General features: G+C 63.8%; 25 protein-coding genes and 3 pseudogenes. 10 read left to right on the top strand and 18 right to left on the bottom strand.

Annotated elements, in window-relative coordinates:
* Nucleotides 1-159, bottom strand: a 159-nt coding sequence (locus ACE101_RS31490) for an HU family DNA-binding protein (protein ID WP_379139201.1), incomplete at its 3' end; no start/stop codon positions are given.
* Between the two features lie 91 nt (nucleotides 160-250).
* On the opposite strand from ACE101_RS31490, the gene ACE101_RS31485 reads away from it, so the two are divergent.
* Entirely contained in the window at nucleotides 251-1504 is a 1254-nt protein-coding gene (locus tag ACE101_RS31485) for an IS701 family transposase (protein WP_379132658.1), read from the top strand.
* A 120-nt stretch (nucleotides 1505-1624) separates the two neighbouring features.
* On the opposite strand, the gene ACE101_RS31480 is transcribed toward ACE101_RS31485, so the two are convergent.
* Together ACE101_RS31480 and ACE101_RS31475 are read right to left on the bottom strand one after the other, a co-directional pair.
* Nucleotides 1625-2014, bottom strand: coding sequence for a type II toxin-antitoxin system VapC family toxin (locus ACE101_RS31480; RefSeq protein ID WP_379139197.1), 390 nt, complete (start codon nucleotides 2012-2014; stop codon nucleotides 1625-1627).
* The gene (locus ACE101_RS31475; protein WP_379139196.1) at nucleotides 2007-2255 is read right to left on the bottom strand and encodes an AbrB/MazE/SpoVT family DNA-binding domain-containing protein; all 249 of its coding nucleotides are present in this window, start codon (nucleotides 2253-2255) and stop codon (nucleotides 2007-2009) included. The genes ACE101_RS31480 and ACE101_RS31475 overlap by 8 nt, the downstream gene beginning before the upstream one ends.
* 1015 nt (nucleotides 2256-3270) lie before the next feature.
* Here ACE101_RS31475 and ACE101_RS31470 point away from each other — a divergent pair.
* On the top strand, nucleotides 3271-3906 hold the full coding sequence (locus ACE101_RS31470) for a hypothetical protein (RefSeq protein ID WP_379139195.1): 636 nt from the start codon (nucleotides 3271-3273) through the stop codon (nucleotides 3904-3906).
* Nucleotides 3896-4168 (top strand): HGGxSTG domain-containing protein, encoded by a 273-nt coding sequence (locus ACE101_RS31465; RefSeq protein ID WP_379139194.1) that lies wholly within the window; start codon nucleotides 3896-3898, stop codon nucleotides 4166-4168. The genes ACE101_RS31470 and ACE101_RS31465 overlap by 11 nt, the downstream gene beginning before the upstream one ends.
* Nucleotides 4169-4178: 10 nt before the next feature.
* On the opposite strand, the gene ACE101_RS31460 is transcribed toward ACE101_RS31465, so the two are convergent.
* The 7 genes from ACE101_RS31460 to ACE101_RS31430 form a co-directional block, all read right to left on the bottom strand.
* Nucleotides 4179-4532 (bottom strand): DUF6883 domain-containing protein, encoded by a 354-nt coding sequence (locus ACE101_RS31460; RefSeq protein ID WP_379139193.1) that lies wholly within the window; start codon nucleotides 4530-4532, stop codon nucleotides 4179-4181.
* Nucleotides 4529-4798: a DUF4926 domain-containing protein gene (locus tag ACE101_RS31455; RefSeq protein ID WP_379139192.1), complete on the bottom strand. Its 270-nt coding sequence runs from the start codon at nucleotides 4796-4798 to the stop codon at nucleotides 4529-4531. Before ACE101_RS31455 ends, ACE101_RS31460 begins: the two co-directional genes overlap by 4 nt.
* Before the next feature lie 256 nt (nucleotides 4799-5054).
* Nucleotides 5055-5483 carry a hypothetical protein gene (locus ACE101_RS31450; protein WP_379139191.1) on the bottom strand — a complete coding sequence of 143 codons (429 nt, stop codon included), beginning with the start codon at nucleotides 5481-5483 and terminating at the stop codon, nucleotides 5055-5057.
* A gap of 4 nt (nucleotides 5484-5487) precedes the next feature.
* Nucleotides 5488-6075, bottom strand: a complete 588-nt coding sequence (locus tag ACE101_RS31445; protein WP_379139190.1) for a recombinase family protein — start codon at nucleotides 6073-6075, stop codon at nucleotides 5488-5490.
* Nucleotides 6076-6330: 255 nt separating this feature from the next.
* On the bottom strand, nucleotides 6331-6702 hold the full coding sequence (locus ACE101_RS31440; RefSeq protein WP_379139189.1) for a response regulator: 372 nt from the start codon (nucleotides 6700-6702) through the stop codon (nucleotides 6331-6333).
* 412 nt (nucleotides 6703-7114) lie between these two features.
* Nucleotides 7115-7525: a Ros/MucR family transcriptional regulator gene (locus ACE101_RS31435; protein WP_379139188.1), complete on the bottom strand. Its 411-nt coding sequence runs from the start codon at nucleotides 7523-7525 to the stop codon at nucleotides 7115-7117.
* 135 nt (nucleotides 7526-7660) lie between these two features.
* A complete protein-coding gene (locus ACE101_RS31430) occupies nucleotides 7661-7900 on the bottom strand; it encodes a DUF6894 family protein (protein WP_379139187.1) in 240 nt (79 codons plus the stop codon).
* 130 nt (nucleotides 7901-8030) lie between these two features.
* Between ACE101_RS31430 and ACE101_RS31425 the strand changes: the two genes are divergently transcribed.
* A complete protein-coding gene (locus ACE101_RS31425; RefSeq protein WP_379139186.1) occupies nucleotides 8031-9005 on the top strand; it encodes a helix-turn-helix domain-containing protein in 975 nt (324 codons plus the stop codon).
* Nucleotides 9006-9208: 203 nt separating this feature from the next.
* On the opposite strand, the pseudogene ACE101_RS31420 reads toward ACE101_RS31425, so the two are convergent.
* The 4 genes and pseudogenes from ACE101_RS31420 to ACE101_RS31405 form a co-directional block, all read right to left on the bottom strand.
* Nucleotides 9209-9621, bottom strand: a pseudogene (locus tag ACE101_RS31420) (transposase); the annotation flags it as partial.
* A 90-nt stretch (nucleotides 9622-9711) separates the two neighbouring features.
* A complete protein-coding gene (locus tag ACE101_RS31415; protein ID WP_379139185.1) occupies nucleotides 9712-10671 on the bottom strand; it encodes an HlyD family secretion protein in 960 nt (319 codons plus the stop codon).
* Between the two features lie 2 nt (nucleotides 10672-10673).
* Nucleotides 10674-10883, bottom strand: a complete 210-nt coding sequence (locus tag ACE101_RS31410; RefSeq protein WP_379139184.1) for a hypothetical protein — start codon at nucleotides 10881-10883, stop codon at nucleotides 10674-10676.
* Nucleotides 10883-11947 (bottom strand): FUSC family protein, encoded by a 1065-nt coding sequence (locus ACE101_RS31405; RefSeq protein WP_379139183.1) that lies wholly within the window; start codon nucleotides 11945-11947, stop codon nucleotides 10883-10885. Before ACE101_RS31405 ends, ACE101_RS31410 begins: the two co-directional genes overlap by 1 nt.
* A gap of 644 nt (nucleotides 11948-12591) precedes the next feature.
* Between ACE101_RS31405 and ACE101_RS31400 the strand changes: the two genes are divergently transcribed.
* From ACE101_RS31400 to ACE101_RS31385, 4 genes and pseudogenes are all read left to right on the top strand, one after another.
* The gene (locus tag ACE101_RS31400) at nucleotides 12592-14280 is read left to right on the top strand and encodes a methyl-accepting chemotaxis protein (RefSeq protein WP_379139182.1); all 1689 of its coding nucleotides are present in this window, start codon (nucleotides 12592-12594) and stop codon (nucleotides 14278-14280) included.
* A 478-nt stretch (nucleotides 14281-14758) separates the two neighbouring features.
* Complete coding sequence (locus ACE101_RS31395) at nucleotides 14759-14986, top strand: hypothetical protein (RefSeq protein ID WP_379139181.1); 228 nt, start codon at nucleotides 14759-14761, stop codon at nucleotides 14984-14986.
* 4 nt (nucleotides 14987-14990) lie between these two features.
* A complete protein-coding gene (locus ACE101_RS31390) occupies nucleotides 14991-16652 on the top strand; it encodes a GMC oxidoreductase (protein WP_379139180.1) in 1662 nt (553 codons plus the stop codon).
* A gap of 282 nt (nucleotides 16653-16934) precedes the next feature.
* Nucleotides 16935-17229: pseudogene (locus ACE101_RS31385) on the top strand (transposase); the annotation flags it as partial.
* Nucleotides 17230-17508: 279 nt separating this feature from the next.
* On the opposite strand, the pseudogene ACE101_RS31380 reads toward ACE101_RS31385, so the two are convergent.
* A pseudogene (locus ACE101_RS31380) lies at nucleotides 17509-18534 on the bottom strand (IS110 family RNA-guided transposase); the annotation flags it as partial.
* Between the two features lie 79 nt (nucleotides 18535-18613).
* Here ACE101_RS31380 and ACE101_RS31375 point away from each other — a divergent pair.
* A complete protein-coding gene (locus ACE101_RS31375; RefSeq protein WP_379139179.1) occupies nucleotides 18614-19492 on the top strand; it encodes an IS3 family transposase in 879 nt (292 codons plus the stop codon).
* A 37-nt stretch (nucleotides 19493-19529) separates the two neighbouring features.
* Nucleotides 19530-19697, top strand: a complete 168-nt coding sequence (locus tag ACE101_RS31370; protein ID WP_379139178.1) for a ribbon-helix-helix domain-containing protein — start codon at nucleotides 19530-19532, stop codon at nucleotides 19695-19697.
* A gap of 253 nt (nucleotides 19698-19950) precedes the next feature.
* On the opposite strand, the gene ACE101_RS31365 is transcribed toward ACE101_RS31370, so the two are convergent.
* From ACE101_RS31365 to ACE101_RS31355, 3 genes are read right to left on the bottom strand one after another with little or no spacing between them, the layout of a single operon-like run.
* Nucleotides 19951-20694, bottom strand: coding sequence for an enoyl-CoA hydratase/isomerase family protein (locus tag ACE101_RS31365; protein ID WP_379139177.1), 744 nt, complete (start codon nucleotides 20692-20694; stop codon nucleotides 19951-19953).
* Nucleotides 20694-21407, bottom strand: coding sequence for an NAD(P)H-dependent oxidoreductase (locus ACE101_RS31360; RefSeq protein WP_379139176.1), 714 nt, complete (start codon nucleotides 21405-21407; stop codon nucleotides 20694-20696). Before ACE101_RS31360 ends, ACE101_RS31365 begins: the two co-directional genes overlap by 1 nt.
* 17 nt (nucleotides 21408-21424) lie before the next feature.
* On the bottom strand, nucleotides 21425-21832 hold the full coding sequence (locus tag ACE101_RS31355) for a DUF2000 family protein (protein WP_379139175.1): 408 nt from the start codon (nucleotides 21830-21832) through the stop codon (nucleotides 21425-21427).
* Nucleotides 21833-21845 lie beyond the last annotated feature (13 nt).

Raw genomic sequence — 21845 nt, 5'->3', positions numbered from 1 at the left:
GCCGAAGGAGGACAGCTTCACGGTCTCGCCCGAGACAAGGCAATCGCTGATCTCCGACAGCACCGTCTCCACAAGGGCCGCAGACTCGACCCGTGACAGGCCCACTCGCTGATAGACAGCCTCGGTCAGGTCAGCCCGCGTGACCGTCTTGCCTGCCATTCTGCGCCTTTCCCCGATCGCCGATCATTTTCGCCTAGCATTACAGTTGCATGGTGTTGCGCCTATCTGAAGGTTTTGGACGGAGAGCCCGATGCCCTCAGCCTCGTTGGAGACCACGTTGGAGCTCTGGTCGACGTCGCTGCGCGAGGCCAAGCAGCGCATGCGACCGCTGTTTGCCGCTCCCAGTGTCGCCGCCTCCGCGAACGCCTTCCTGGATGGGCTGCTCGGGGGCGAGCGGCGCAAGACTGGCTGGATGCGCGCGGAAGCAGCCGGGGATCCTGGGCCCTGGCGTCAGCAGGCGATCCTGGGCCGCAGTCACTGGGACGCGGACGCTCTGCGCGACGTGGTACGCGACCTCGTGATCGAGACGCTTGCCTCACCAGATGCGACCCTCGTGCTCGACGAAACCGGCTTTCTCAAGCAGGGCAAAGCCTCGTGCGGCGTCGGCCGTCAGTACACGGGCTCGGCCGGCAAGATCACGAACTGCCAGATCGGCGTGTTCGCGGCCTACGTCTCGGATCAGGGGCACGCCTTCATCGACCGTCAGCTGTATCTACCCAAAGCGTGGAGCGGTGATCCAGCGCGTAGGCGGGCGGCGCATGTTCCCGACGAGATCGCCTTTTCGACCAAGCCACAGCTGGCGCGGGGGATGATCCAGCGCGCGATCGCCGCGGGGGTGCCGTTTGCCTGGGTGGCGGCGGACAGCGTCTACGGGGTGAGCGAGATCGAGATGGCGCTGCGGCGCGCCTCCAAAGGCTACGTGCTGGGCGTCACCGGCCAACACAGCTTCTGGTCCTGGATCACCGAACGTCCCATTGCCGGCACGGCCGAGGAGATCGCCAAGGCTCTCTCGGAGACGGACTGGGTCCGCTTATCAGCTGGGGCGGGCACGAAGGGCGCACGCCTGTTCGACTGGGCCTACCTGCCCCTGGCCACCCTGCCGGCCAGCGCCGTGGATCCGGCCCTCGATGAGAGCGAGTGGACGCGCGGCTTGCTGGTCCGGCGCAGCCTCTCGGACGGGGCTCTGGCCTACTTCACGACCTGGTGCCCGGCCGGGACACCCGTCTCGACGCTGGTGGCGGTGGAGGGCCGGCGCTGGGCGATCGAGGACGCCTTCGAGACCGCCAAGACGGAACTCGGCTTGGCCCACAACGAGAGCCGCTCCTGGCATGGCTGGCACCGGCACGTCTCGCTGGTGATGCTGGCCTTTGCGATGCTGGCGCGGGTGCGCCGATTGGCGAACGGCGCGCCCCCAAAAACCGCGCTCATCGCCACGCTCGCCGGTGCCCTGGTCGGTCCAGGAGATCCGGCGCGTGGCGATGCGGCTGGCACAGCGACGCATTGAGCCCGCTGTCGTCATTGCATGGTCAGCCTGGAGACGCGCTCATCAAGCGGCAGCCCGAGAAGCATATCTGAAACGCCGCATGCAACTGTAATGCTAGTTGGTGGATAGAGGCGGGGCCGTCTATCGCACCACCTCAATGCTGATGTCGGTCGTCAGCTTCTTCCAGGCTCGGTCGGTGGTGACCGCCACAGCCTTATGGCTCGCCGCGAGCGCCAGGCAGGCACGATCACCGAGTGACAGACCAGCCTCTCGCGTGATGGTTCGTAGGGCTCCGGCGGTTTCGCCCTGGGCCTGATCCAGGGGCACGACGTCGAGATCCAACTCATGCAGATCCGCCACTGCCTCATCCGGCGTCTGCCCGCGGTCGACTAGCTTGCTAATCACCTCGGCCAAGTTCGCGGCACTGATGCAGGCGCTGTGGAGCACGGCCTCCACACGATCCGCTCCCGGCTCATCGAACAGCAGGCAGAGCAGGGCAGACGCATCGAGGACGTAGGCCGCCTTACTCACGACCAGCCTCGTCGCGGCGCTCCGCAATCAGCTCGTCGGACACCAAGCCCTCCGCGGGTGCCAGTGCACGAAGCTTGGCCTGAATGCGTCGCAGGGCTGATCGAGCCGGGCGGATGCGTAGCTCGTCGCCGTGCAGCTCCATGAACACGGTATCGCCTTTGGTGATCCCCATGCTTTCGCGAAAGGCGGCAGGCACAATGATGCGGCCACCCTCCACAACTTTTCCCTTCACCACCGACATGGCGAACTCCCGCTGGAGGCCAGAATGCCACCTCTGGTGTAGCAAACCGCGCCTGGTGCAGGAAGCGTGCGCATGTCACTTCATGCCTAATTGTCCTTACCGCCGCCGAGCAGAAAGGGTGGACCGCTCACACCAGAGGCGGCCCGAGTTGTACTGTCACGAAATCCATCTCTTCGACCGTCTATCGATCATAGACAGAATGACGGGTTTCGTGACACGCTCCAGCCGGTTTGAACGGCTCAGCTCGTATTGTCACTTTAACGACCGTTTTCCTGACATTGCGGGCAAGGACTGCTGGTCGGCTCGCTGGGAGCGAGAGCAGCTCGCGGGCGGCTGGACAGATATCTCTATCGAACCCGATCACATGAACAAATGTAGCCTATATTGCAAACCTAACAGGAACATGTATAACAGATGTGATAGCCGCTCCCCGACGGAGCTGCGGTCCGGGTGGCTAGCCAGGCCAGCTCCGGGTGACCGTGGAAAAAGCCGGATGGCACCGGCAGCAAGCGGCCTTTGTGCCGCAGGAGTGGGAACGGGTCGCCCCGACCCCACAGAGAGCCGGGCGGCTGATCGATGGTCCTCTCGGTGGTTCCGCGTCAGACCTCGCGAGAGGTGAAGCAGCGAGTAAAGGCCGACCGCCTGACCCCGGCCTCCCTGATCAGGGTTTCGTCCATCAATCTGTGACCGGCTCGTACAGCGGCTCCGGCCCGTCAGGCCTGTCAGGCTTCGCCTCGCGTAGGCGAAGCTATGCCCTCTCCCCAGCCCACCAACCCATCAGGTTCTCGCAAGAGTAAATGGCAATCACCGATCAAGCGCAGCGGCTGTCGCTGCTGCGCATCTGCTCAACGTCATGCTCCCAGACAAGTAGGCTACTTCGTAGCCCTAGGGTCGCCTCAGCACTTGCCCGCAGCGACAGCGGCGCCATACAGCGGCGCCATGCAAGTGATCGGCTGATGGGGCCAATCACTGAGCTTCGCGATCTGGCCGCTGCGGGCACTGCAGGAAGGCGAAGATGACAAAGCCGACCAGTCGATCGACCACTGCCATAACAACGAAACCTTACAAGCCGAAGCCGGCCGAGGAGGCGGCCTTGACCGCCTATCGCGCCCGCCGGGCCAAGCGCCCGTCCGCTCACGTGAAGGTCACCAAGACCAAGACAGGCTCCGCGATCGGTCCGGATCATCCCGACCTCGCGATCGGCACCATCACGCTGATGAACGCGATGGGCACGGCGAGCACCGATTTCATGCACGGCTTGCTCACCCAGCTCTCGAACGCGGCCAGCCAGGGGCGCGAGCCGGACGAGGCCGGCATCAACTTCATGCTGTCCGTCGTAAACGGGATCGGCCCGCGCGACGAGGTCGAGGCCATGCTGGCCAGCCAGATGGCGGCCGTGCACATGGCCACCATGACCTTCGCGCGCCGCCTCACACACGTGGAGACGCTGCCTCAGCAGGACAGCGCCGAGAGGGCGTTCAACAAGCTCGCCCGCACCTTTACGACCCAGGTCGAGGCTTTGAAGAGGTACCGCAGCGATGGGCACCAGACGGTCCGGGTCGAGCGGGTCACGGTCGAGGCCGGTGGGCAGGCGATCGTTGGTGCGGTGACCGCGCCGACGGGCGGGGACGGGGGACGCGATGGAAACTGAGGGCAACCCCATGCGCAGTAAATTTGCCATGCATCTCAGTCCGCGATGCGGGGCGAGAACGCGCAGTGGGCGCCCGTGCGGCGGACCGGCGATGCCGAACGGGCGCTGCCGCATGCACGGCGGCCAATCACCTGGGGCGCCGAAGGGCCAAGCGAACGGCATGTACCGGCACGGCCGCCACACGAACGAGGCCCTCGCGCAGCGGCGTGAGCTGAACACCTGGGTGAGGATGCTGAGGCGGACAGCTCGGGAGATTGGCTAGGTGGAGCGCTCTACGGTCTTGTGGGAGCCCGGATTGGCACCACGGTGATGAGCCGGGCAACGTCGCCGCCCGGCTCGACCCGCCAGACGGAGCGCGCCAACGGGTTGCGGCCGTCCGGTGATGGGATCGCTCCCTCGAATACAAGGGTAACTGGCTCGCCGTCGGGCAAGGGACGGCCGGGCTGGACGCGGACGTGCCCCGTCAGAGCGGCCGCAAACTCCGCGGGGCGCTCGCGCGAGAAGCCGAAGGACAGGAAGAACTTGGCCTTTGAGCCGCCCCTCGGATGCGAGAGGTCGAGCAGATAGGAGACGACCTTCTCGTGAGGAACCTCAAAGCCGGATGGAAACGGTGCAGGCTCGCTCACGGTGCCGAGCGGCCAACGAGCCTCAGGCTCGCAGCAGGCACGGCCACGATCGCACCCTCCGGTTCGGAGAACTCAACGGCTATCGTCGCGCCGCCATCCCACACGCCCACGACTGTGCCCTCCGCTCCGGCTGCGACTTGATTGCCGTCGAGGGTCTTGGCGTCCGCGAGCAGGACGACATCGTCCAGCTCCCGAAGCGCGGGGCTCGGGCCGTCCTTGCGCAGCAAGTAGAGGACTTCAACGGACATGCCGAAACGATAGTGCATGTTTCGCGCGGTGCAAGGCGGTGGTGGGAGGCTTTCGAGGCCTGCAGGCCCTTCCTGCCTCCTCCCTCAAGTGTCGGCCTTTCGCGATCGCCCGCGTCCTCTCTTCGGTCCAGCGACGATTTTGGTGTCGTGGGCGGTCAGCTTCTCGGCGGCGCGCCGGTGGCAGATCTGCCCGAGGCCGAAACTCTTGGCGACTTCGGAGCGCGCCGCGGCGTAGCTTGTGGAGGAAACCACCTGAGCCCGCGATCTGGGGGTCTCAGGTCGCGTGCGGTCCTCGGAAGAGGTCGCCCAACGCCTTCCTGCTGAACAGCGTGAGCCAGCGGCGGCGTCGATGCTCGGGCCGGTCGTGGATCATATGGCAGCGCTGACAGAGGGCCATCAGGTTGGTGTCTGAGTTGTCGGAGGTGTCGTGGTTGCGGTGCGCCGCCGCCAGCACCACGCGCGTCGTGCGGACCTCCGCCAGCAGGTCCACTGACGGGGCGCGCCGCAAAGGCCGACCTCGGCCATTCCGCCACGTCCCGACCTCCGTATCCCACCAGCGGCCATCCGAGAGGCAGACGACGCGCTCCAGGTGCGGCCGGCCGCAGCCTTCGCACCGCCCGCCCGCGCGCTGAAAGCGGATCGCGGCTGAGAGCTCGGGCCAGTCGATCGGATAGAAGCCGCGGTGCTCGCGTCGGATCGGCATCCCCTCAGCCCTTCCTCGCTGCCGACTGGCTGTTGGCTCGCGCCTGCGGAAAGTAGCGGTAGAAGGTGTAGCGGCTGACACCGAGGCGCTTAGCGATCTCAGCCACCGAGATGTTGCCCGCCGCCAGGAGCGCCCGCCCGACCTCAAGATCGGCGTCGGACAAGGCCTTCGGCCGCCCACCCTTGCGGCCACGCGCCAGGGCAGCCTTGAGGCCCTCCATGGTTCGCTCGCGGTTGAGGTCGAGGAAGTACTCGGCCATCGCGCCATGCATCTGCAGGGCGAAGCGCCCATGCGCGCTGTCGCTGTCGAACTGCTCGGTGAGGCTGCGGAAGTGGACGTGCTGCCGGCGCAGGCCGTCGATGGTGCGCATCATCTCGACGAGCGAGCGGCCGAGACGGTCGAGCTTCCAGACCACCAGCACGTCGTCGGGACGCAGGAAGGCGAGCGCCGCCTCGAACTCGGGGCGCTTGGTGCCAGCCTTGCCGGACTTCTTTTCCTCGAAGAGGCGCGCGCACCCGGCCTTGGTGAGCGCATCGCGCTGAAGGTCGAGGTTCTGGTCCTGAGTGGAGACCCGGGCGTATCCGACGAGCATGTCAGGATAGTAGCGCGGGATGGTTTTTCTGACAGTTGTTTTCCTACCACGGTTTCGTGACATTCGCGGCCGCGCGGCGCTCTCGCGTCAGGTGCGTCAACCGAGGCGGCTCTCCGCCATGTAAGGAAAACGGTCGTTTTGTTGACAAGTAGACGTTAGCAGCAGAATGACTGCTCAGGATGGTAAGCGGGAATGGCTATCCAGGCTGCGGGAGCTTTTGCTGATGACGAAGCTTGGGACCGGAGGGCTGCCGCCTCAGACGAGAGCGAAAGTGCTGAGCAGCTGGTCCGTAGTGTATGGCTTGGGCAAGAACCGGCCGGAACCTGGAACGTCCGGCGTGTGCAGCCTGACGCGGCCAGAGGTGAGGACCAGCCGGATATGAGGCCAGCGCGCCGACACCCGGGCGGCCAGCTCCAGGCCGTTCAGGGAACCAGGCATCTCAATGTCGGTGAACAGCGCGCCGATCGTCGGGTCGATCTCAAGAATGATCAAGGCAACATCGGCGTTCTCGGCCTCGATCACAGCGAAGCCAGCCTCCTCCAACATATCGACGGCGGCTAGGCGGACGAGATCCTCGTCCTCGACGACCAGCACGACGGGCAGGGAGGTAGTGTGGGCCAATGACATGAAATCCCAACCCGGTTAGCCGGCTGCAAGTGCGATCATCACCTTGACGGCTAGGCGCCGCGCGACGTCGCTGACACCTCCCTTCAGGATGCGGGCAACCCACGCGTTTGCAGAGACGGCAGCTCCGATGTCGAGGGTGATGCCAGGTGCGATAAGGCGCGGGCCAGGCCTAGCACTACTTGGGCAGATTCTCTGAAAAATCTTTTTGTGTCAATGACTTAGCGAAAAGGACCATTTCCGCTAACTCGTTGATCACGCTGCGCAGGATGGTTCTCCATGCGGTCGAGCGCGCTCCTGAACGCCACAATGGCAACGGGAGCGCGCCCGGCCACCATCAGGAGGTCAGTCCCGATGGTCCTGCGCAGTGCTCCCCCATCAATCCGGACCTGTGCCCGGCCGTTGTCCGCGGGGATCAACGCTTCTGCGGGCTTTTCCCGAGCCCGTTAGCCTTTGCGAGTTCGGAACGCTGGGTGGTGTAGCTGGCCGCCACCATCGGATAGTCCGACGGCAGCCCCCATTTGTAGCGGTACTCCTCCGGCGTGAGCCCGCGTATGGCGAGGTGGCGTTTGAGAGTCTTGTAGGGCTTACCGTCCTCGAGCGAGATGATGTGGTCGGGCGTCACCGTCTTCTTGATCGGCACGGGCGGGACAAGCGGCTCGGCCTCGGGCTCTGCAGGCTGACCGAGGCTGCGGAACTGGTCGTACACGTGCTGGATCAGCGCCGGCAGCTCCCCGACCGGCACATTGTTGCACGAGACGTAGGCCGACACGGTCGCCGCGGCCAGCGTCATGATGTTAAAGTCGGATGCGCCTTCGTCAGTCATGTACATACCGTTCTGTAAAATGCGGCTGTCCAAAGCGGACAACAGTGTGGTCCAAGAATTCTTCTATGTTGCTATTAACGTGAATGGGCTCGCATGGAAGCTGGCAGCGTGCTCAGATCATCGAATAAATTCGACTCAATAGTCGATATTTTCTTCGATGACGACGGCGAGAGCGGCCATGATAACGCGCTCCCCTCTTTGATCGCGGACATCGATGCGGATCTGGGACGCATGTGTGCCCGGCTGCCTGTGGATGATTAACTCGCCCAGCAGGCGCTGCACCTCGCCTCGAACCGCGTTGAGGTCGGGAAACTCATGCCCCTGTTTATCTTCGGTTGCCCATCCATCGTAGATATCGAAGTAAAACTGCGGCATTCCACCTCCGCCGCTGGAATGCCCGGAAGCCCTTGTTTCATGGCGTGAGCACACTGTGGCATAAGCTCCTCGCTCCGGATCGGCTCAGATGCCCTAAACCGTCGGCCATCCCACCGATGGGAAGGATGAAATGCGCACCGTTTTTTCGACTAAATGCATTCACCCGCGGGATCGATTTGATTATTGGATGGATTTTGTTCGGCGCAACATCATAGTAAATGATGCTAAGCCGGTTTGCAGGAAGGATTTTGAAGTTGAACTGAAAACAACATCTGTTTGCGGAATAGAAATATCTATCACGAAAAGCTCTGCGATTTCAGTCACGCACACACAGCGGCACGCTAAGCAAGCCAGTGCGGATGACCTGTTTATTTTCATGCCAGTCGTCGGCTTTAAGAAGCTCGAACAGGATGGACGGCAAGTTTGCCTAACCAGAGGACAATTTGCCTTGATCGATCTGAAGCATCCACATTGCGGCCAATTCTCAGACGCTTCGGAAGTGATTACCTACAGAATAAGCCGACAAAAGCTTGAGAGCCGCGTGGGCAACATCGACTGTCTTACTGCGCGATCTGTGACGCCAGGCACCCCAGAGGGCAGTCTGGCGTCGGCCTACCTGGAAATGCTCCCGTTGCGGGCGAGCGGCTTGGGCGAGGCCGCACAAGCCCTTGCCGAGGCCCACCTGCTGGATCTGGTCGCCCTTTCCCTCACAAAGGCGGCGGATGGAACGATACCCCGCACCTCCTCGGTTCGGGCGGTCGTCCGGATGACGGTGCGTGCTGAGATCGAGGCACGGCTGGCTGATCCTTCTCTCGACGCGGACACGATCGCCAGCGCGGCTGGCGTGAGTGTGAAGTACGCCAATGCCATTCTTGCCGAAGAGGACACCTCGATCCGCCAGCTCCTGCAAGCGCGGCGCCTGGCACGCTGTCGGCACGCCCTTGAAGATCCCGCCCAGCTGCATCGCTCGGTGAGCGAGATCGCCTATGGCTGGGGGTTCTCGGACATGACCCACTTTGGCCGGCGGTTCAAAGCCGCCTACGGTCTGCTGCCCAGTGAGTGCCGCCGCCGCGGGACGGGCGAAGGCGGCAACAGCCGACCCTGATCGACGTCCCAGGAGCGAAACACCTTGGCCATGAGTTAAGTGAACCACTCTCCGCCCCCGCCGTCGAGAGGATTACTCGGACGGGCTCCTAGCTGTCTGGATGCGAGGCCTCCTTGGCGTCTGCGACAACCTTGAGCGCTGCGCCGAGTGCGTCCGGGATCAGGCGGCTTGGTGACCGGCTTGGCGAAGTCGGGTTTCGCCTTCCGACGGTGGCCGAACCGGCGTCGCTCCCCGGCCAGCGCCCGCATCGAACCATGGCAAGATCCGCCCCCACGAGGGTACACGCCAGCCGCTCGCTCATCTCGAACGCTGTCTGGAGATGAGCGACCGCGGCCCGCTTGACGGCGTGCGTCAGAACTTTTTGAGAGGAGATCCTTCAGGCCGGCGTTGACGAGCATGGCGTCGGCGAGAAGGCGCTTGAGCTTGGCGTTCTCGTCCTCCAGTGCCTTGAGGCAACGCCCTCCGACACGTCCAGGCCACCGTACTTCGCCTTCCAGGCGTAGATCGTCGCCGTGCTGATGCCGTGCTGGCGACCGCCGTCGGCGGTGGTCGCGCCCGCTTCCTGCTCGCCCAAGATCGCAATCACCTGCTCGTCCGTGAACCACAATCGCTTCATGGTCCGGTCTTTCCAGGGCGCCGATCTCTATCCTCAAACGGCCGAGAAAACGGGAGACAGGTCACCGGACGAGATGACGTCGAGAGAAGCTTACGGCTTGGACGATGAACCGGTTTCAGCGTCTTCGTCGAGGACGCGCACCGTCGCCGTCATGCCCGCCGCGATGTGAAGATCGTGAGGCCATTGCTTGACCTCGATCCGGATCGGAATGCGCTGAGCGAGGCGGACCCAGGTGAACACGGGGTTGACCGCCGGCAGGCCCGCAACCCCGGGCGCTGCGTTGGGATCAGTGATCCCATAGCCGAGGCTCTCGACGCGGCCGTGGATCGTCGTTCCGCCATAGCCCATCAGCACGATGTTGGCCGAGGTGCCGACACGGATCTGCGTGAGCTGCGTCTCCTCGAAGTAGCCGGTGACCCAGTAGCTGTCCGCATTGATGAGCGTCATCGCCGGCTGTCCGACCACCGCATAAGTGCCGGCCTGGAGCAGGAGATTGGTGACATAGCCGTTCACGGGCGAGCGCACCTCCGTCCGGTCGAGGTTGAGCTTCGCGTTGGCAAGGTCCACGATGGCACCCTGGTAGGTGGCCTGGGCAGCCTGCGCGTTGCTCTCGTAGGTCTCCCGCTCCTCGGCCGTGACCGCCAGGTCGCTCAGCTTCTCACGCCGCATCGCCTCGGCCCGGGCATTCGTCATCTGCGCCTGCGCACGGTCCAGGGCCGCCTGCGCCCGCTCGACAGCGATCCGGAAGTCCCGATCGTCGATGCGGAACAGGACATCACCCTTGTGCACGATTTGGTTGTCGGAGACGAGCACGTCTGTCACCCGCCCCGGCACCTCGGGTGCGATCTGCGCGGTGTACGCGCGCACGACGCCGTCACGAGTCCACGGGGTGTAGACATAGTAGGCCCAGGCGAGCCAGCCAAGCAGGCCGGACCCGATCAGAGCCACCGCGACCGCGAAGAGGCCGAAGGCGGAGGGTGCCTTGGGGGCTGGGAGCGGGGCGGGACGGACGGGCGTCGCCGCGGCGCCCTCATGTTCAGCGAGGAGCATGGTTAGACCCTCCCGAGCAGGAGAACGAGGCCGGACAGGATTGTCAGGAACAGCGCCAGTTCAAGAGCCGGCGAGCGGGTCCAGGCGAGGTCTGCCGGCAGGCGGCGCAGAGCAGCCAGAGCACCACAGGCACCTGCGACCGCGGCAGGGATGCAGAGAGCGAAGGGCGCCACGAACACGCCCATCACGTTGATCTCGCGCAAGGGCAACATCACGGTAACCTCCAGGCCCGTTGGGGGAGAATGATGCGGAAGGCCGCGATCGTGAAGGCGACGCCCGCAAAGACCGCCATGGCCTCGTTGAGCGAGGATGAGAGGTCGTACTGCATGGGATTGGTCGGCTGGACGGCGAGCAGGAAGGAGATGTTGTAGCCGAGAGTCGGCGCAATGGTCCGCCGGTCGGTCATGCCGATGCCACCCATGAACAGGAACGGGAACAGCGCAAGAGCAAGCAGTCCAAAAGACGGTGTTGTCGTGAGGGCCGCGTACTTGAGGAACAACCCACAGACTTGTCCGAGGGCGGCGCCCCAGAGGCAGTTCCATGCCTGCTGGTCGGCATTCGGCATGGTGGTGAACATCAGCGCGAGGCTCGCGGCCAGGATCACGAAGATGCCGCCGGATGGCCAAGCGGTCGCGATCCAGATGATCCACGCGACCCCGACCATCACGAAGGTGCGCACGGCATTGGCGACGACCGTGGCCGGAGATGGCAACACCATGAGCGGTGGTGGGCTAGTGCCGGGCCCGTGCAGGATCTCGGCGAGTGTGCTCGCGACGGTGACGCAGACGACCCCGAGGATGATGCTGGAGGTGCGTTCCAGCGCCACGGCGAAGGCCGACAGCGGGGTGGTCGCGCTTAAGACGACGACGAGCACGGCCGTGAGGCCGGCGAGCGCCGCTCCGTAAGACCCGAGCCCCAGCAGTCGGCCGCCGATGATGGCAGTCAGCGACAGCCATAGGGTGAGGAAGAGCCCCATCGCGACGGGGCTCTGTGCGAAGGCTGCGATCCCGACGAGGCCTACGACGAGGCCAAGCATGGTTCCGCCGGCCCTTGAGAGGCCCTTAAGCGCGACCTGACCGCGAGATGGGAGGGCGAGGGACATCACCGTCCAGGCCGCCCAGCGCGGGTTGTCGAGTTGGAGCCACATCGCCAGCCAGAGAGCCACGAGTGCAGCGGCTGCGACACGCACCCCGAACAGCACCACCGAGACGGCTTGCCGGTGAGGCAAGGCCGGATGCTGTGCTTGGGCCTGTTGGGCGGTGACCACGTTCGTCATCTGCAGCCTCCGATCCGAGAAATGCTCCTCTATCCCGCCGATCTCGGAACAAGTACCCGGGCAATTCCTGCGAGGTGTGGTTCGCCTCTATTTCGGCGACGATGCAGAAAATATTTCTGTATATATAGTATCGCTATCATCTTATTGCGCAAGCAAAGCATGCGTTCGTTGAACAGCATTAAACATTGGTATTATCCAGATTTGTAGGATCCAGGTCCTCTCACCTTGGCTGTGAATCAGCTTGGTTGCGACCACGTCGACCGTCGCCGCCGCCTTCTGCGTCGGGGCTGTGCCGACCTTGCGCCTGATGTCCTTTATGGTCGCGCGCACGGCCTCATCGTCGGTCGGATCAGGCGTCTTGGTAAGCTTGTTCGGCGACATGGGCGCCGGCACGGATCCAGAGAGGTATAGTCCTGGCTTCACTTCCCTACTGGCCTTGCGACCGCCCCTGCCTAAAACCGGGGTCTAATTGAACCTGGACCTAAGTGCCTTTTACAGTCCAATCGAATATCAGAATTGCCCCCCTATCGACAATTTTGCATGCAATTTCGGCAGTAGACGGAAATTTATTATCAATTAACTATCGCAAACTAATCACAACGGTCGTGCATTTCCGCCGTAGAAGGCGCCTAGCGAGGTAGACCGTGTCTCTGCAAGCCATATCCATCCGTAGTAAGCTGATTGTCGCATTTACAATTCTAACCATATTCGTAGTCGGTTTAGGTTTTCTGGGGCTAACCAGTACGCAGCATATGCGAGAGCAGGCCGTCAATATCGAGACAAACTGGCTGCCCAGCATGCGTGTTCTCGGAGAAATTGACACGCTTACAGCACGTACTAGCGGCTCGCTTCTCCGACATACACAAGCTACCGACCCAGCCTTGGTTGCAAGTATTGAAAAAGATACCGAGCGTTTTAGTAAAAAACTTGAAGACAAAAAGGCGCTATATGCTCCCATGATTAGCTCTCCCGAGGAGCGTGCGCTCTACGATGTGTTCATTCGGGAAAGCCGCAATTTCGATACTATCCGGCTATCTGTTCTGGATCTCTCTCGGAATGGCCAAAAATCTCAGGCCTATGAGTTGTATGAAAAGAAGGGCATCGCTCCCCGTCGAGCGGCATCTGAAGCGCTCGATAAGTTAATCGCCCTAAACACTGAGGGTGCCGTTAGGGCACAAGCCGATAGCAAAGACGTTTTCGAAAGCACACGAACGCTCGGAGTTGTCGCTGTTGTCCTCGGCCTTGTGCTCTCAATCGTCTCAGCTGTTTTGATCGTCAGGGGAGTGACGCGTGGTATCCGTTCCGTCGTGCAGCCCATGCAGGCGCTGGCGAGCGGCAATCTTGTAGTGAACATCCCCTATCAGGGGGAGAAGACCGAGATCGGCGTCATCGCGGACGCTGTCCAAGTCTTCAAGGACGGGCTCATCCGGATGCGGGCGCTGGAAGAGGAGGCGGCCTTGGCTCGTGCCGGCGCGGAGGCGCAGCGCAAGGCTGCGATGCGTGAGCTTGCTGATGGCTTGGAGCGTGCCGTGGGCGGCATTGTCGGCATGGTCTCCGCCTCAGCCACCGAGTTGCAAGCTACCGCACAAAGCATGACGGCAACGGCTACCGAGACTGCCAGCCAATCGGTCACGGTTGCGGCCGCGGCTGAAGAAGCGGCCTCGAATGTCTCTACTGTGGCCGCTGCCGCCGAGGAGCTGGGCGTCTCTGTGCAGGAGATTGGTCGCCAAGTCAGCGGTTCTGCAACCCTCGCCCAGGCGGCAGCCGGTGAGGCAGAGCAGACCGCGGCTCATGTTCAGGAACTGAGTGCGGCTGTTGCCCGGATCGGCGATGTTGTGACGATCATCACCAGCATCGCGAGCCAGACCAACTTACTGGCGCTCAACGCGACAATCGAGGCTGCTCGGGCCGGCGAGGCCGGTCGCGGCTTCGCGGTTGTGGCGTCCGAAGTAAAGCAACTCGCCAGCCAAACTGCCAAGGCGACTGAGGAGATCGGCGGGCAAATCGGCCGGATCCAGGGATCAACGACCCAGGCCGTTTCTGCTATCGGATCCATCACGGCTCGTATTCGCGAAATCAGCGCGGTCGCAACGACAATTGCTGCGGCGGTTGAGGAGCAGGGAGCAGCTACGCAGGAAATCGTCCGCAACGTAGCGCAGGCTGCCGCTGGTACAGGTGAGGTCACAAGCAACATCGCTGGGGTGGCGGGAGCCGCCGAAGAGACGGGCGCTGCCGCGAGCCAGGTGCTCGGAGCAGCCTCTGAGATGTCCCGTCAGTCCGAGCAGCTGAGCAGTGAGGTGGGACGTTTCCTTGCGACGGTTCGGGCTGCTTAAGCTGGTCCTATCGTGTGAGATCCGCCGATGGCGGATCTCATCCGGCAAAGCCGGTGGAGGAGAGCCTCAACCGGCGTTTTCTACGCTTTGCAGTCCTGGAGCGTTGGATAGCTGGTTCCATACGCCGAGCTTATGCGAGCAGCACAGCCTAGGTCCAGCCTTCGCCACCCCCGCCCGAAATCCGCGATCCTAGAGTTTGAATTCCAGCTGAAGGGACCTTGCCGCCCAAGCCTCGGTAGACGCTTACCCGTGCAGAACGATGTCGATTTCTGACAAGCTCGATTGTCGTCCTGATGAGACGCCAAAGAGGCTGGCTCAGGCAAGTTGTCTGGAGACGTGCTCTCTGGCTAAGGCTCCTAATACACCTTCAGAGGCAAGCGGTACCTCTTAAATTATCAATACGCGGTACCGCTTAGGAGCTAATTTGGCCTGGCCTTGGCATGAGGTAGTAAGGCGCATGGGCCGGCCAAGCTTAAACGTGAAGTCTACGAACATTCGGCTCTCCGAGGGTGTGCCCGACCGGATCGATGCGCTCCTAGGCAAGGGGCGCCGCGCCGAGTTCATCCGCGAGGCCGTGCTTGCTGAACTGGAGCGGCGGGAGCTGGAGCAACGCGCTCAGGCCACCACCGATGACGCTGCGACCACTGACGCCCAGCTCACCGTAGTCAAACAGGCTCTGAAACTACTAGCTCGCGGGATTGTGTGATTTCATGATCAACAATTGTGAGTTCGATGCCATCGTCGTGGGCTCTGGTGCTGCAGGAGGCTGGGCTGCGAAGGAGCTCACCGAAGGCGGGATGCGCGTGCTACTCCTCGAGGCTGGCCGCAACATCGACCCGATTGAGGATTTTCCGCAGCCAAACAAAGCTGGCCATCACCTCGCGGTCGGCAATCCGCTTGTCGCGCGGTCCAAAGCCGCCCTTCTTGGTGGCCAGTTCGTACAGGCCCGCTGCATCGCGTTCAGCCATCTGACCCAGCAGTTCTTCGTCAATGATCGCGAGAACCCTTACACGACGCCGCCGGACAAACCATTCAATTGGTATCGTGGACGTCAGGTGGGCGGCAAGCTCTACTTGTGGGGGCGCATAGTTTTCCGCATGTCGGACGATGACTTCAAAGCCGCGAGCAGGGACGGACACGGGACCGATTGGCCAATCTCCTACAGCGATCTTGCTCCGCATTACGACAAAGTCGAGACATTTCTCGGCGTCAATGGAACACTTGAGGGAATTCCTGGACTGCCGGACGGGAAATACGCCAAGGCGACGACGCTCAATGCGCCTGAGAAGAAGTTCCGTGCCCTTGTCGGACAGGCATTCCCCAGCGCGCGCATAATACCTACGCGCTTCGTCGCGAACAATCTGTCGCGCATTCCGCTCCCCATCCGGGCCGCGCAGGAGACGGGCCTGCTAACGCTCAGAACCGATGCAATTGTCGAGGCTCTTGATATCAACGAGGCGACAGGACGCGCGACAGGTGTACGCTATATCGACCGGATCACACGACAAGCGCGCTCGGTGCGAGCAAAGTTCGTCATCCTTTGCGCCGGCAGCATAGAGACACTACGCATCTTGATGAATTCACGCTGCAATTGCCATCCAAATGGTGTCGGCAATACGTCCGGGCGGCTCGGTCAGAATTTCATGGATGCGGTACACATTGCGCTTACCGGGCCGCACGAAGACGTGGAAGCCCAAACGCCGGCGGACCAGACTGACGCCTTCGATTTCGGCAAGATCGGTGGCTTCTATGTGCCGCCCTTTCGGGCTCAGGAGCCTGTTGCCGGACCCTATCTACGGGGCTTCGGCATTATGGGCGGCATCGGTCGTGGCTATCCCTTCTGGCATCTAACAGCGCAGGGCGAGATGCTGCCGCGGCCGCAGAATAAGGTGACGCTCGACCCTTACAAACGGGATGCTTGGGGTATTCCAGCAGCGCACGTCGATGTCACCTACTCCGAGAACGAGGAGCGGATGGTCGCGGACGCACTCGCGACGATGAAACGCATGGCTGCGGTTGCGGGTCTCGAGCCGAAGGCGACGCCGATCGGCAAGCCGCTGCACAACCTTGCCTTCAAGATTATGCGCAAGCGCTTGGTAATGAAATCCGGCGCCAGCATTCCTGGCTCGGCGATCCATGAGGTCGGTGGCGCGCCGATGGGGACGGAGGCGAAGAACTCGGTGCTTGACCCGTACAATCGGTGCTGGGATGCAGATAACGTCTTCGTCACTGACGGCGCGTGCTTCGTTTCAAGCGGCGCGCAGAATACCACGTTGACAATCATGGCACTGACTGTGCGTGCCTGTGCCCATATCATCAAGACTCATCGTGCTAGCTCACTAGGGTATGAGGCAGACCAAACTGCTGCTTAATCTTCTGCTATCTAATTCATAAGTGGCCTACCTGCATACTCCCTCTTTGCTAACGCGCCGCCTGCGCCATCACGATAGTCTATGGCAGTCGCTAGGATCTTGAGGCCCTGGCGCGGTCCAGTGGGCGGTGACCGGGAGAACACCCACAGCCGGCGGTCTCTAAAGCCTTTGAGGCGCGGCCGGCACCCCGATCGGAGCACCGAAGCCGATGGAGTGGCCCCCAATTCGGCCGGACACTGGGCGCAACCGTGAGGGCCTGGGCGAAAGCCTAGGCGTGCGCCTATGTCGAACGACACGCAGCGGATCGAGATCATCACCGGGCGCGAGCGCCGCAGGCGCTACACCGCCCACGAGAAGGTGCGCTTCGTCGAGGAGACGATGCAGCCCGGCATGACCGTCTCGGCGGTGGCGCGGATGCACGGCCTCTCGCCGAGCCTGCTATTCGGGTGGAGGCGTCGCATGGCCGAGGGCGGACAGGTGGCGGTGCAGGCCGACGAGGAGGTCGTCGCCGCCAGCCGGGAAGACGCTGGAGGTCGAGGTGCTCAAGGAGGCGCTGACGGTCGCGCGGGTAAAACGTATGGCCCGCCCCGTCTGCAAGCGGATTCGTGCGAGGTGATCTGACCGGTCTGCGCCAACGTATCCGGTCTCGGGGTCATGCCCCGGCCAAGATGGAGTTCCGCGCACCCTGGTCCTCATAAAAGCGTCGGCGTCGAACGCCATTTTTTACACCAGGATCACAGGGTGCCGGATCAACCGTCAGGCCATCTCGCGTCAGCCGCCCGCAGACCTCGTCGATCGCCGAGCTGGGCTGCCCGGACGACCCGTCCCGTTCAGGCCGGCGTAGGCTCGACCTCTTGGCCGCATAGCTCTCCCCGGAGCGCAGCACCGCCCAGGCGATACGCGCGAGCTTGCCGGCAAGCGCCACGACGACCTTGTTCTTGTGCGTGCGCCCGAGAAGGCCGCGAAGCCAGCTCCCCATCGCGGTCGGACTCTCGGCAAGCGACGGCAGCGCCGCCCGCGCGCCGTGGATCAGCAGCGTGCGCAGATAAGTGTTGCCGCGCTTCGTGATCCCAAGGAGACGCGGCTTGCCGCCCGTCGTCGCCTGCCGCGGCACGAGGCCGAGCCAAGCCGCGAGGTCCCGGGCCCGGCGGAACGTCTCGCCCGTGCCGATCGCCGCGACGAGCGCTGTCGCGTTCAAGGCGCCGAAGCCCGGGATGCCGGCCAGACGTCGCGCCGCCGCGTCCGACCGCGCCTGCTGGACAAACTCGGCCGTGAGCGCGGCGATGCGCCGGTCGAGCGCAGCCCATTCTGCGCGCATGTCCTCGATCAGCTGGACGATCCGGCCGCTCAGGAGCGCCGGCGGCTCGGCGTCGTCCAACAGCTCCACCAGGCGGACCTCCAACTGCCGGCGCCCTTTGGCGACCACGATCCCGCGCTCGAGCAGCACGGCGCGCAGCTGGTTGATCAGCGCCGTGCGCTGGACGACGAGACGGGTGCGGGCGCGATGGAGGATCTGAGCGTCGAGCTGCGCCTCGCTCTTGAGCTCGACGAACCGCATGGTCGGCCGCGTCGCCGCCTCCGCGATCGCTTCCGCGTCCCGCTCGTCGTTCTTCTGCGCCTTCACATAGGGCTGCACGTACTCGGGCGACATGAGCCGGACCGCGTGACCTTGGCCGCCCAGAACGCGGCCGAGGTGATGGGCGCCGCAGCAGGCTTCCATCGCGACCGTGCAGGCCGGCAGCGTCGCGGCGAGCCGGACGACGCCCTCTCGCGTCAGCCGGCGCCGCAGCACGACCCGCCCCGTCTCGTCCAGGCCCGCGACGCTGCAGCTATTCTTGCCAAGGTCGATCCCGAGAACCGCGATCTTGGCTGCCGTCTTCATTGTCCGCTCCTCCCCTCTCGTAATTCCGTCAGCGTAGCGCCGAGGGAGCCGGAGGGGCGGGCCATCCCATAAAAGCCGCGTGGCCGCTGCCGTCGCCGCCCGCGGGCTCTTCCCGGTGAAGGTCGTGGCTGACGCGCTCGGTGTGGCCCGCTCCAACCTCGTCGAGCAGATACGGGGCGTGTCTCGGTCGCGTGGCCCCTATCGCCGCGCCGACGACGACACCATCCTCGCCGCCATCCGCGCCATCACGGACGTGCGGCTCACCTACGGCTACCGACGGGTGACGGCGATCCTGAACCGGACGCGGCGCGCCACCGGCGAACCTGCGCTGAACCACAAGCGAGTGTTCCGCCTGATGAAGCGAGACAGCCTGCTCCTCCAGCGCCATACGGGCGAGCGGCCCGTGCGCGCCCACGAGGGTCGCGTGATTGCCCCGGCCTCGAACCAGCGCTGGTCCTCGGACGCGCTGGAGATCGGCTGCTGGAACGGCGAGGTGGTGCGGGTGGCCTTCGCCATCGACACCCATGACCGCGAGGTGATCGCCTGGGTGGCTTCGACGGGCGGGGTCAGCGGCCAGATGGTGCGCGATCTCATGCTGGCCTGCGTCGAGGCGCGCTTCGGTGACCTGCGCACAACCCATCCCGTGCAGTGGCTGGCCGACAACGGCTCTGCCTACACGGCCGCCGAGACGCTGTCCTTCGCGGCAGCCCTCGGCCTTGTGCCCTGCTTCACGCCGGTGCGCTCGCCCGAGAGCAACGGGGTAAGCGAGGCGTTCGTGAAGACGCTCAAGCGCGACTATGCCCGCGTGCAGCCCCGCCCCGACGCCGACACCCTTCTGGCTCGGATTGGCGCCTGGATCACCGACTACAACGAAAACCATCCCCACCGGGGGCTCGGCATGCGCTCGCCCCGCGAGTTCATCCGTGCTCAGATGCGACCAGCCCCGTGTCCGGTCTGATGGGGGCAACTCCACTGGCGACACCCTCGCGGCTGGCATGCTACGCTCCAGTATGGCCGCCAAGCATTCCCGCCACATAGCTCTCACGGCTCCCCTCGCTGACTTCGTCGACGAGCAGGTCGCTAAGGGCGAATATGCTTCAGCCAGCGAAATGGTGCGTGCCGCGCTCCGCCTCCTGATAATCCGGGTGAGCGGTTGCGCGTGAGAGAGCCTGACAGGTGAACCGCGCGCCGCTACTTAATTTCCTGACCCCAATCCTTACGGTTTAAGTGTCTGCAAAACCGTCTTTTCTGGACATTCAAGCTGGAGCAGCGCACGGGCTGCTCGGGACGGAATGCAAGGGTTCGGCGCCGTGAAGGACCTCCTCGTCTGAGGAGTGACGTGGCGGTGCAGCGCGAGTTGAAGTTCTTGCAGCACCTAAAAGCCCTGAGATTGAGACGTGACTAAGTCAATCCTATTCAGCATTTACAAGCCTGATTTTTCGAGTCACCCGCAGCGGCGATCGGTCGGATCGCTAGCAGCTTGTTGATGTTCTCGATCTCCCATTCGTAGCGAGGCATTACGCTGTCGGCTAAACTTTGGCGGACCAACTGCTTCGTGGTCGCAATGGCCTCCGGCGACTTGGCCGAGATCGTGCGCGCGAGGTCGAGGGCCTTGTCCAGCGGTGGCCTGTCGCGGCTCACGTGTGTCACCAATCCCAGAGTAAGGGCTTCCTCGGCGAGGACGCGCCGCCCCGTCAGGAAAAGATCCATGGCGCGCAGGTGACCGAGATGCAGTGGCAACAGGAGTGAGGCGGCTCCTTCGGGGATGATGCCCCGATCCACGAATGGATATTGCAGAAAGGCGCCCGGCCCGGCCACGACCAGATCGCAGTGCAGCAGCATCGTGGCGCCGATGCCCACCGCAGCTCCTTGTACGGCCGCAATCACGGGGCGCGGCAGCGCGTACAGCGCCTCGAGGAAGCGCACCACCGGGCCGCCCGGCAGCTGCGGCCAGTGGGTCGCGAACTCGGCGAGGTCATTTCCGGCGCAGAAGCACTCGCCCTGGCCTGAGAGCACGACCGCGCGCGTATCTGGCATAGCACCGATCTGGCGCAGCACGTCCGTGAGCAGCGTGTAGGCTTCCACGCCAAGCGCATTGCGCTTCTCCGGCCGCCGCAGCTCGACGTGCCACAGGCTGCCGTCAATGGCCTCCGCCCGCATCACGACAGGAACTCCTTCGGCGCGAACGAGGCATCGTAGGCGCCCACATCCGGCATCGGGAGAACGGGCCGTTCGTCGAGGTCGCGCACGCAGGTGCGCAAGTCGTCCAGCACTGCACCCCGGGTGGCGTCGTCCACGTACGGCACGTGGTGGGCGACGAATGGTCGATGCACGGCGAGGCCGACGTACCCGAGCGTCCCCTGGAAGAAGCCGCGCATCATGCCTGCTTCGAGTTCGCCGTGGATGGCGTCACGCCCGAACATGTGGGCGCGGCCGCCGAGCCCCATGGCTACGAAGGCCTGTTTCCCAGCGAGGCCGCCGTGGGCGTACACGCGCCGCCCGCCGTAGAAGCGGCCGGCCAGGAACACCCGCTCGATCCAGCCCTTGAGCATGGCCGGCGGGCCGAACCAGAACACGGGGAAGGTGAAGGCGAGCAGATCGGCGGCGAGCACCCGCTCCACCTCGGCCGCGATGTCAGGCGCGAGCGTACCGGATGCGAAGGCGTGGCGCTGCTCCGAGGCGTACACCAGGGTCTCGGGCCGTTCGCGCACCCGGAAGTCAGCGGCCGATGAGACCGGGTTGAACCTCATAGCGTACAGGTCCGACACGGTGACCGCGTCGCCGCGGGCCTCGAATGTTCCGCGAACGGTGTCGCGCATCGCCGCGGTGAAGGAGCCCGGCTCCGGGTGCGTGTGGATGAGGTGGACCTGCATGGACGCTGCCTCCGCTCTCAGGCGTGCATCCGCGCGCCCTTGGTGATCTTGTCGACGATCTTCTTGTCCTCGCGCAGCGCGAGGCCCACCACGTTCATCGCCTCGGGCGCGTACTGCTTCACCGCCGCCCGGTTCGCGGCGTCGTGTCCGGTGGCGAACATGTCCTCGATGTAGAGGGACAGCCGGGCCCCGCGCTCCATCGCCCGGCGATAGATCGTCTTAAGGGTGTCCGCCTCGGCGCTGAGCACGATCATCGGTTGGACAACGAGGGGATTGTAGGTGTTACCGGTCGCGTCCTCGTAGCGCTCGCCAACAAGACCCTCGTTCGCGCCGACGATGCCGCTGGTCAGGAACGCGGTCACGTTGAGCTTCTGCCACGTGGCCAGATCCTCGCGCACGACGATCGCGATCTTGGTGTCGAACATGTGCTTCCTCCCA

It is taken from the genome of Methylobacterium carpenticola (assembly GCF_042748905.1).
Classification (GTDB): Bacteria; Pseudomonadota; Alphaproteobacteria; order Rhizobiales; family Beijerinckiaceae; genus Methylobacterium; species Methylobacterium carpenticola.
This window is presented reverse-complemented; position numbering and strand designations above follow the sequence as displayed.

What these genes read in the sequence shown, in the direction of transcription:
- ACE101_RS31470 (WP_379139195.1), top strand. Translation starts at nt 3,271, where the DNA reads ATGACAAAGCCGACCAGTCGATCGACCACTGCCATAACAACGAAACCT.
- ACE101_RS31485 (WP_379132658.1), top strand. Translation starts at nt 251, where the DNA reads ATGCCCTCAGCCTCGTTGGAGACCACGTTGGAGCTCTGGTCGACGTCG.
- ACE101_RS31370 (WP_379139178.1), top strand. Translation starts at nt 19,530, where the DNA reads ATGCTACGCTCCAGTATGGCCGCCAAGCATTCCCGCCACATAGCTCTC.
- ACE101_RS31455 (WP_379139192.1), bottom strand. Translation starts at nt 4,798, where the DNA reads ATGCACTATCGTTTCGGCATGTCCGTTGAAGTCCTCTACTTGCTGCGC.
- ACE101_RS31405 (WP_379139183.1), bottom strand. Translation starts at nt 11,947, where the DNA reads ATGACGAACGTGGTCACCGCCCAACAGGCCCAAGCACAGCATCCGGCC.
- ACE101_RS31360 (WP_379139176.1), bottom strand. Translation starts at nt 21,407, where the DNA reads ATGCAGGTCCACCTCATCCACACGCACCCGGAGCCGGGCTCCTTCACC.
- ACE101_RS31355 (WP_379139175.1), bottom strand. Translation starts at nt 21,832, where the DNA reads ATGTTCGACACCAAGATCGCGATCGTCGTGCGCGAGGATCTGGCCACG.
- ACE101_RS31390 (WP_379139180.1), top strand. Translation starts at nt 14,991, where the DNA reads ATGATCAACAATTGTGAGTTCGATGCCATCGTCGTGGGCTCTGGTGCT.
- ACE101_RS31435 (WP_379139188.1), bottom strand. Translation starts at nt 7,525, where the DNA reads ATGACTGACGAAGGCGCATCCGACTTTAACATCATGACGCTGGCCGCG.
- ACE101_RS31445 (WP_379139190.1), bottom strand. Translation starts at nt 6,075, where the DNA reads ATGCTCGTCGGATACGCCCGGGTCTCCACTCAGGACCAGAACCTCGAC.
- ACE101_RS31365 (WP_379139177.1), bottom strand. Translation starts at nt 20,694, where the DNA reads ATGCGGGCGGAGGCCATTGACGGCAGCCTGTGGCACGTCGAGCTGCGG.
- ACE101_RS31415 (WP_379139185.1), bottom strand. Translation starts at nt 10,671, where the DNA reads ATGCTCCTCGCTGAACATGAGGGCGCCGCGGCGACGCCCGTCCGTCCC.
- ACE101_RS31475 (WP_379139196.1), bottom strand. Translation starts at nt 2,255, where the DNA reads ATGTCGGTGGTGAAGGGAAAAGTTGTGGAGGGTGGCCGCATCATTGTG.
- ACE101_RS31430 (WP_379139187.1), bottom strand. Translation starts at nt 7,900, where the DNA reads ATGCCGCAGTTTTACTTCGATATCTACGATGGATGGGCAACCGAAGAT.
- ACE101_RS31465 (WP_379139194.1), top strand. Translation starts at nt 3,896, where the DNA reads ATGGAAACTGAGGGCAACCCCATGCGCAGTAAATTTGCCATGCATCTC.
- ACE101_RS31410 (WP_379139184.1), bottom strand. Translation starts at nt 10,883, where the DNA reads ATGTTGCCCTTGCGCGAGATCAACGTGATGGGCGTGTTCGTGGCGCCC.
- ACE101_RS31440 (WP_379139189.1), bottom strand. Translation starts at nt 6,702, where the DNA reads ATGTCATTGGCCCACACTACCTCCCTGCCCGTCGTGCTGGTCGTCGAG.
- ACE101_RS31450 (WP_379139191.1), bottom strand. Translation starts at nt 5,483, where the DNA reads ATGCCGATCCGACGCGAGCACCGCGGCTTCTATCCGATCGACTGGCCC.
- ACE101_RS31425 (WP_379139186.1), top strand. Translation starts at nt 8,031, where the DNA reads ATGCGCACCGTTTTTTCGACTAAATGCATTCACCCGCGGGATCGATTT.